This window comes from Moorena sp. SIO4A5, assembly GCF_010672005.1.
In the GTDB taxonomy this organism is placed as follows: domain Bacteria; phylum Cyanobacteriota; class Cyanobacteriia; order Cyanobacteriales; family Coleofasciculaceae; genus Moorena.
The window spans coordinates 43,040-50,400 of sequence record NZ_JAAHHZ010000048.1 but is presented as its reverse complement, the minus strand read 5'-3'; the positions used below and the strand labels follow the sequence as shown (position 1 = coordinate 50,400).

7 protein-coding genes are annotated in these 7,361 nt (G+C 45.2%); 4 read left to right on the top strand and 3 right to left on the bottom strand.

Features of this window, described 5'->3' with window-relative positions:
• Positions 1-204 precede the first annotated feature (204 nt).
• Together F6K57_RS16715 and F6K57_RS16710 are read left to right on the top strand one after the other, a co-directional pair.
• Positions 205-900 (top strand): class I SAM-dependent methyltransferase, encoded by a 696-nt coding sequence (locus F6K57_RS16715; RefSeq protein ID WP_293069355.1) that lies wholly within the window; start codon positions 205-207, stop codon positions 898-900.
• Positions 890-1,255, top strand: coding sequence for a Lin0512 family protein (locus F6K57_RS16710; RefSeq protein WP_293069353.1), 366 nt, complete (start codon positions 890-892; stop codon positions 1,253-1,255). The genes F6K57_RS16715 and F6K57_RS16710 overlap by 11 nt, the downstream gene beginning before the upstream one ends.
• A gap of 255 nt (positions 1,256-1,510) precedes the next feature.
• Here the strand turns inward: F6K57_RS16710 and F6K57_RS16705 are convergent, their stop codons facing one another.
• Complete coding sequence (locus F6K57_RS16705) at positions 1,511-1,717, bottom strand: hypothetical protein (protein WP_293020837.1); 207 nt, start codon at positions 1,715-1,717, stop codon at positions 1,511-1,513.
• A 286-nt stretch (positions 1,718-2,003) separates the two neighbouring features.
• Between F6K57_RS16705 and iscB the strand changes: the two genes are divergently transcribed.
• A complete protein-coding gene (gene iscB, locus F6K57_RS16700) occupies positions 2,004-3,266 on the top strand; it encodes an RNA-guided endonuclease IscB (protein ID WP_293069350.1) in 1,263 nt (420 codons plus the stop codon).
• Here iscB and F6K57_RS16695 read toward each other — a convergent pair.
• Together F6K57_RS16695 and F6K57_RS16690 are read right to left on the bottom strand one after the other, a co-directional pair.
• Positions 3,220-4,155 (bottom strand): urea transporter, encoded by a 936-nt coding sequence (locus F6K57_RS16695; protein ID WP_293069348.1) that lies wholly within the window; start codon positions 4,153-4,155, stop codon positions 3,220-3,222. The genes iscB and F6K57_RS16695 overlap by 47 nt on opposite strands.
• A gap of 161 nt (positions 4,156-4,316) precedes the next feature.
• A complete protein-coding gene (locus F6K57_RS16690) occupies positions 4,317-5,825 on the bottom strand; it encodes an arginase family protein (protein ID WP_293069346.1) in 1,509 nt (502 codons plus the stop codon).
• Positions 5,826-6,238: 413 nt separating this feature from the next.
• Between F6K57_RS16690 and dhaK the strand changes: the two genes are divergently transcribed.
• Positions 6,239-7,312 carry a dihydroxyacetone kinase subunit DhaK gene (gene dhaK / locus F6K57_RS16685; RefSeq protein ID WP_293069344.1) on the top strand — a complete coding sequence of 358 codons (1,074 nt, stop codon included), beginning with the start codon at positions 6,239-6,241 and terminating at the stop codon, positions 7,310-7,312.
• Positions 7,313-7,361 lie beyond the last annotated feature (49 nt).

The following is a 7,361-nucleotide window of genomic DNA, read 5'->3' as shown; positions in this document are numbered from 1 at the left end:
GAGCCGTGTTACTGACTCTCTCGATCATCAGGGTGCATCTTATATTTCAAATATACCTGAGTAAATGAGGGGTGTCACCCCTCATTGCAAAAATCAGCCAAATGGCTTAATTGGTAAGTTGTTACTGGTATGCTGATCTGCCTGACAAGATGGGGATTGAGATTGGAACAGTTAAACTTAGGAAGCACTACCAAACCCAGACCTATGTTCGAGCAACAACCACAAGGACTACAGCAGAAGGTCAAACTTTTGGCATTGGAATCAATTCGCCAAGATAATCCATCTCAATGGTTTGACGTTTTATATTCCGAAGCGAATGGGGATTCGGGGCAAATACCTTGGGCGCGTAATACACCCCATCCCTATCTACAGGATTGGTTAGAGCATAATACACCCCAAGGGTCGGGTCGCTCTGCCCTAGTAGTTGGTTGTGGGTTAGGGGATGATGCTGAAGCGTTGGCGCAGCAGGGTTTCCAAGTGACTGCGTTTGATATTTCCCCGACTGCGATCGCATGGTGCGAAAAACGATTTCCCGATTCCCAAGTCAAGTACCAAGTGGCGGATTTATTCGCCTTAGATCCAGCATGGCATCAGAAATTTGATTTTGTCTTTGAATGCCGTAATATCCAAGCCTTACCCCTCAATGTTCGGTCAACTGTCATGAATGCGATCGCATCCTTACTCGCCCCAGGGGGAACCCTCTTAGTAATTACTCGATTTCGGGATAGCGACACTGAACCGGATGGTCCCCCTTGGCCGTTGTCGGATACAGAACTAGCTTACTTTCAGGAATTGGGCTTACAAGAAATCCATAGTGATACTATCCCAGAATCAGAGGATGACCCAATTCAACGGTTACGCATTGAATATAATCGCGAATATAGTCACCATGGTTCGTAAACGCTTAATTATCGAAATGGGAATGGGAGTAGACCAACACGGTCAAGACCCAACCGTAGCAGCAGCAAGAGCTGTACGCAACGCTATTGCTCACAATGCCTTACCTGGTGTTTGGGAAGTAGCTGGTTTAGAGCATCCCAATCAAATGATAGTTGAAGTTCAAGTCGCCGTGCCTTACCCAGAGCAAGTCCGGGAAGATGAAGTACTGGCTGTACTCCCTTTCGGTCAGAAAACTCTATCCCTTGAGTCTGGTGGAATGGTAGTTCAAGGCAGGGCGATTCCAGAACTTAATGATAAAAATGATGAGATGCTGATTGCTGTTGCAGCGGTTACTGTGTTCGTGGATAGTGATTAGGAACTTAGGAAAAGTAATCTAATCGTAAGCTATCAGCTATCAGCTATCAGCTATCAGCTATCAGCTATCAGCTATCAGCTATCAGCTATCAGCATACGGCGGTTTGCATAACGATCAGGTCAGGATTGTTTTACCTGATCCGAAGTTCCCTCTTCTCTCTTCCCTGTTCCCTGTTCCCTGTTCCCTAAAATCCAGAAATTTGTACCTAACTGAATTGCAAACCGCTGTATGCTTACATTCACCAACCCCTGTCGATCAAGTCACCAATAAAACTTCAATAAAGCGATTCCAGGTCATCGCTTCTCCATTCATGCGACCATATAAAAAGTTCACTTCCTGTACACTAAGGGGTGATTCACCTACACTAACAAAAGCTAAATTCATTTCATCGATACTGATAGCATCATCCTGATTAGCATCAATTGGTATAAAATAAGTGATGAAGTCCTGATAGTGAGACATCAATCGTTGCTGACGCAATAACAATTCACCAAACTCACCTAGTAAAAGCCTTGGTAATTTCCGGCAAAACTCGGAAGTTATTTAGCTAGGTTGCAGGCTAAGGATTAGTTTCCTACGTTGTTTTAGTCATGATACCTGGGAGTGACCTCCAGCTTCCAGCTCTATCGTCAACTATTAAGTTGAAGGCAAAATGTGTGGTTGACACGACAAGCTATTACAACATTGCCGTTCGCGCAAGCGTGTGCGAAGCACTCGGAAAACATAACCGATTTGAGATGCACTAAAAATGCAAAATTACGTATTTGTTATTGACACGAACAAACAACCATTAAATCCTGTCCACCCAAAGAAAGCTCGCCGCTTGCTAGACAGAGGAAAAGCTGCTGTTTTTAGAATGTATCCATTTACGATCATCCTTAAGACTGCGATCGCGAATCCGACTATCTCATTCTGTCAAATCAAAATAGATCCGGGAAGTAAAACCACTGGGTTTGCCTTAGTTCAAGACGATCAAGTTGTTTGGGCTATGGAACTAGAGCACAGGGGAGGATTAATAAAGAAAAAACTAGAATCCAGAAGTGCCGTTAGGCGTGGAAGACGTAATCGCAATACCCGCTATAGAAAACCAAGGTTTCTTAATCGCAGACGTCCGAAGGGTTGGATTGCTCCTAGCTTGGAGCACAGGGTCTTGACCACTGAAACCTGGGTGAAACGACTGATCAAGTTCTGTCCAGTCAATCAGATCTGGATTGAAAGAGTTAAGTTTGATACCCAAAAAATGCAGAACCCTGAGATTAGTGGTATTGAGTACCAACAAGGGGAATTAGCTGGCTACGAAGTTAGAGAATATTTGTTAGAAAAATGGGGAAGGGAATGTAGTTACTGTGGCCAAGAAAATGTCCCTTTACAGATAGAGCATATTTCCCCAAAGTCTAAAGGTGGAAGCGACCGAATTGGGAATCTTTGTCTGGCCTGTGAAAAATGCAATCAACGCAAAGGAAATAAACCCGTAGAGGAGTTTCTGAAAAAGAAGCCAAGTCTACTTCAAAAAATCAAAAACAAGGCAAAACAACCATTAAGGGATGCAGCAGCGGTAAATGCGACTCGGAACAAGATAGTGAAGGTACTTAAAGAAATAAAACCTGTAGTCACTGGCACGGGTGCTCAGACAAAATATAACCGAAATAGGTTGGGACTACCTAAGCAGCATTGGATTGATGCCGCTTGTGTTGGAGATATCAAAACTTTGGTGTTAAAGACATCTCAACCACTGTTGGTTACCTGCAAAGGACAAGGAGGAAGGCAGAAAGCTGCACTGAACAAATATGGCTACCCCATTAGGTACAACCCGTTGAAGCCTATTAAGGGGTGGTCCAGTGGCGATATAGCTAAAAACCTTTTGACGGGGGAGTTTGGAAGAGTTAACCCCAGGAGTAAAGGTAACTCCTTTAATTACACAGTTCCCGGAAAAAAGGCGATAAACTTGCACCTCAAGAATTTACTCAGAGTTCACAGAAAGGACGGTTATACTTATGGCTTTTGCCGATGATTGCCGAAAACTGCCTGGGAGTAGTCCTCCTATTACGTCCAGCCGAGATGGTGTCAGGACTGATACCTACTATCAGCGCCGCCAGGGTACCAAATACTCCCCCCAATAATCCCACAGCTGCCCCAATCGGTGTACACCAGGCAACTGCCGCCAGGACCAGCACCCCAGCCACAAACTTGTCGATGAAAAACACCTGTCCAAACCCAATCGGCACGGAGGTGGCAAGTTGCCACCAATTGATCCGTTCCAAGACAGGTGGGGGAGTCGGCGTGGGCCCCAAGCTATAAACTGCTTGAGGCATCGAGAGGGCAATCACCAGAAATAACAGCGTTGCCGCAATAAAGGGCAAGGTTAGGGGGGGAAATTTCAGCTTGCTGGCAAACCAGACTCCGACGGTCTTGATCAACAGGGTGGTAAGAGTAGAAAAGATGATAGCCCCCATGAGCCAGAGGGGATTCCAGTTACCATTCCCGGATGCCCCAAAGGTAGCAAGTGCTGCTCCGACTAAAATCCCGTTATAGCCAAAAATACCGTTGCGAAGACTATCGCGATAAAGATTAAGCAAGATGGCAGTTACGGTTGAAGCCACCAGACCCACTACACTCATCACCCCTACCCAAGGTGACTGAATAAACAGTGCTATCAGAATCAATAAGCCACTGAGGGGGTTGTTGACAAAGATCACCTGGCCAATGCCACGCAAGTTGTAATTCAAAAAATCCCACAGAGGTTGATCGCCTAAGCGTTGATTGAGAGATGGCAATGTGCCTGCACCAGGTAGCAACCAGGGAAATAGCTTAGTCCTATGGGGTTTGAAAAGTACTAGGTTGGCAATTAGTTCATGGAGCGGTGAGGGTTCAGGGGTAGCCGGGGGCATAGAAGATTTCATCTATAGTTGAACAATATAGAGGTTTTCAATATTAGGCTAAAAACCTCTATATTCATTAGACCTCTTCCAAAAGTATTTTTTTGATACTGTTTTCGTCAATTATTGTTACTGTTTTCTGTCTGCTGTCTCCTATCTCCTAACAACTGCCGCGAAGTCTATTCTTATGCTTTCCCTGTTACTTCTAGGCGATTGGCAATGGCATCCACTACAGTTTCAAAAATGCCCAGGGAGTTTTCCACCATGGTGTTGAGGGTATCGAGCAGGGGATTAATTTCACAGATTTCCCAACAACAGACCCGTGGATCTTTAAGCAAAGTTTCGTTGAGCAGACAGGCTTCCTTGACAAAAATCCCATTTGGAGCAGGGGTTCCCGTTCCCATACAAATTGTCGAGTCCATACTGTCCACGTCAAAGGTAACGTAAATCAGATCCACCCCTTCTAGCTTCTCTAAACACCGTTGGGCAACGACATCCGCACCCAAGGTACGAACGTGCTCAGTAGTCATGTTTAGGATCTGGTGTGTTTCAATCAAGTGGTCTTCCGCCTCTTCCGTATCTCGTACCGCAACATAAACCAAATCCTCAATGCTAAAATTCGCGCCATCTGCCAGCCCCAATCTTTGGCACAGCTTCCACAGTTCTAGGGTGTCTGAGTCAAGATCATTGATTTGCTTAGCCAGATTATCAGTGGCAGTTGCGATCGCCAGAGGCATCCCATGCATATTTCCCGATGGAGTTGTATACGGAGAGTGAATATCGGCATGGGCATCAATCCAAACCACTCCCAGGCGATGATTAGGAAAGGCTTTTTTGATTCCAGCGATTGTCCCTGCTGCCGTTGAATGATCGCCACCGAGTACCACTGGAAACAGCCCCTCCTTTAGGGTTTGGGCGACTACATCGGTGGTTCGGCTCAGCACTTGGTATAGCTTGTGAATATACTTGGCGTACTGATGTTTGTGTCCCAGAGCATCTGCCCAATTTTCTGTTTGTACTCGTAAACTATCCAGACTCAACACACCATTGTGAGCATGCATCCGTGCCGCCTGTTTTTGGATGGCAGCTTCTCTCAAAGCAGCAGTTCCCATGGATTGACCGCGCGTTCCCGCTCCTAATTCAGAATCAACTTCAATCAGGGCAATGGAGGAAAACTTTGCGACTTTTTGGTACTGAAGTAAAATCTTTTTGAAACTGCGTAAGCCTGCGATCGAAATCTTCAGAGCCGATTCATAAGTCTGAGTGGCAATAAACTCTTCAAAATCAATTTCGCCATCTCCATTTAAATCAGCTTTTCTCACCAAGGCAGCAATTTCTGAATCAGTTACGGTCGTGTTGAAGCAACGGATAATCTGGGTGAACTCGTCAATCGATAATTTGCCACTACCATCAACATCAATCAGTTCAAACACCTGTCGCAGATCAGCCCTAATATCGAGATCTTGGCGGTTTACCATCCACTCCATAAAGGCATCCCGTGTCACAACATCATCTTTGTTGAGCAGATTGAAAAGATTGGTTCGGTCTTGAAGGGAAATGCCTTGTCCCAGAATCTCTAGAGCATCGATGATCTCCTGACGACTGATGAATCCATCACCATTGGCATCAAACAACTGGAAGACCTGGTCAAATTCTGCATATCGTTGAGATGACATTGGTTTGGTTATGGTCATGGTTGAATCTCCTCATCTGTTACCCTATTGTGGAAAATTCGGATCGCGATTATACTACCATTTGGGTTGAACCATGGCATCATTATTGCTTAAAGGTTGTATGAACAGGGCATGACTGAACTAGGGATATAGTTTTTTTGCGATCGCACTCCTGAAATATAGTGCTATAGCGCAGGGCTATATTTCCAAGCCAAAACAAATTGTAGTTTCAACAAAAGGGCGTTGAATCATTAAGCAATGCTTATTTATCTCGTTGTGGGAGTGAGAATAGGCATTGCTTTAGACTTTTGATAGATAGAAGATCGGGCAACAGATGAGTAACGGGTGTAAGGGATGGCAGTATTGGTAGAAGGGGAAGTTGGGGCAATTACCCATCACCAATTACCCATGACCCATTACCACTGATATCAATCATGAAAAAATTAATCAACCATCCCGATAATGTTGTCAGAGAAAGCCTAGAAGGCATGGCTGTAGCCCATCCTGACCTGCTCAAAATTAATCTTGACCCCCCCTTGATCTACCGTGCTGATGCTCCAATATTAAATAAAGTAGCGATTATTTCCGGTGGTGGTAGTGGTCATGAACCCTTGCACGGGGGCTTTGTGGGTGCCGGAATGTTAGATGCCGCCTGTCCCGGTGAAGTGTTTACCTCTCCCACCCCCGACCAAATGCTAGAAGCTGCCAAAATAGTCAACAGTGGTGCAGGGGTTCTTAATATTGTCAAAAACTATAGCGGTGACGTCATGAATTTTGAGTTAGCTGCGGAATTAGCTATCTCAGAAGGCATCCGAGTGCTCAATATCCTAATTGATGATGATGTAGCGGTTAAAGATAGCCTCTATACTCAAGGCAGGCGCGGGGTAGGGACGACATTATTAGCCGAGAAAATCTGTGGCGCTGCTGCTGCTGCTGGTTATGACCTCAAACAACTGGCTAATCTCTGTCGCCAGGTTAATGGTAATGGACGCAGCATGGGTATGGCATTGACATCCTGCACCCCTCCTGCTAAGGGGAGTCCCATGTTTGACTTGGGGGAAGCAGAAATAGAATTTGGGATTGGCATTCACGGGGAACCGGGAAGACAACGAATGTCCCTCAAATCAGCAGATGAGATTATTGAAATGCTAGCGCTATCGATTCTTGAAGATTCTGCCTATAGCCGCACAGTGCGAGAGTGGGATGAAGATAAAGCAGAATGGATAGAGTTTGAAATAACTGACCCGCCTTTTCAGAAAAGCGATCGCATTCTGGCATTCGTGAATAGCATGGGTGGTACTCCCCTGTCGGAACTGTACATTGTGTATCGCAAATTAGCCCAAATCTGTGAACAAAAGGGACTAGAAATCGTGCGTAGTCTGATTGGTCCTTATATTACCTCTCTAGAAATGCAAGGCTGCTCGATTACCCTACTCAAAATGAACGATGAGCTAATTAAATTCTGGGATGCACCAGTCAAGACACCAGCCCTGCGTTGGGGACTATGATTAATATGATATCTGGGAGCATCAGTATCGTAAAGCTTAGCTAATTGCT

Excerpts from the sequence above, each read along its gene's own strand:
- F6K57_RS16705 (WP_293020837.1), bottom strand. The coding sequence starts at position 1,717 with ATGTCTCACTATCAGGACTTCATCACTTATTTTATACCAATTGATGCT.
- F6K57_RS16695 (WP_293069348.1), bottom strand. The coding sequence starts at position 4,155 with ATGAAATCTTCTATGCCCCCGGCTACCCCTGAACCCTCACCGCTCCAT.
- F6K57_RS16690 (WP_293069346.1), bottom strand. The coding sequence starts at position 5,825 with ATGACCATAACCAAACCAATGTCATCTCAACGATATGCAGAATTTGAC.
- F6K57_RS16710 (WP_293069353.1), top strand. The coding sequence starts at position 890 with ATGGTTCGTAAACGCTTAATTATCGAAATGGGAATGGGAGTAGACCAA.
- dhaK (WP_293069344.1), top strand. The coding sequence starts at position 6,239 with ATGAAAAAATTAATCAACCATCCCGATAATGTTGTCAGAGAAAGCCTA.
- iscB (WP_293069350.1), top strand. The coding sequence starts at position 2,004 with ATGCAAAATTACGTATTTGTTATTGACACGAACAAACAACCATTAAAT.
- F6K57_RS16715 (WP_293069355.1), top strand. The coding sequence starts at position 205 with ATGTTCGAGCAACAACCACAAGGACTACAGCAGAAGGTCAAACTTTTG.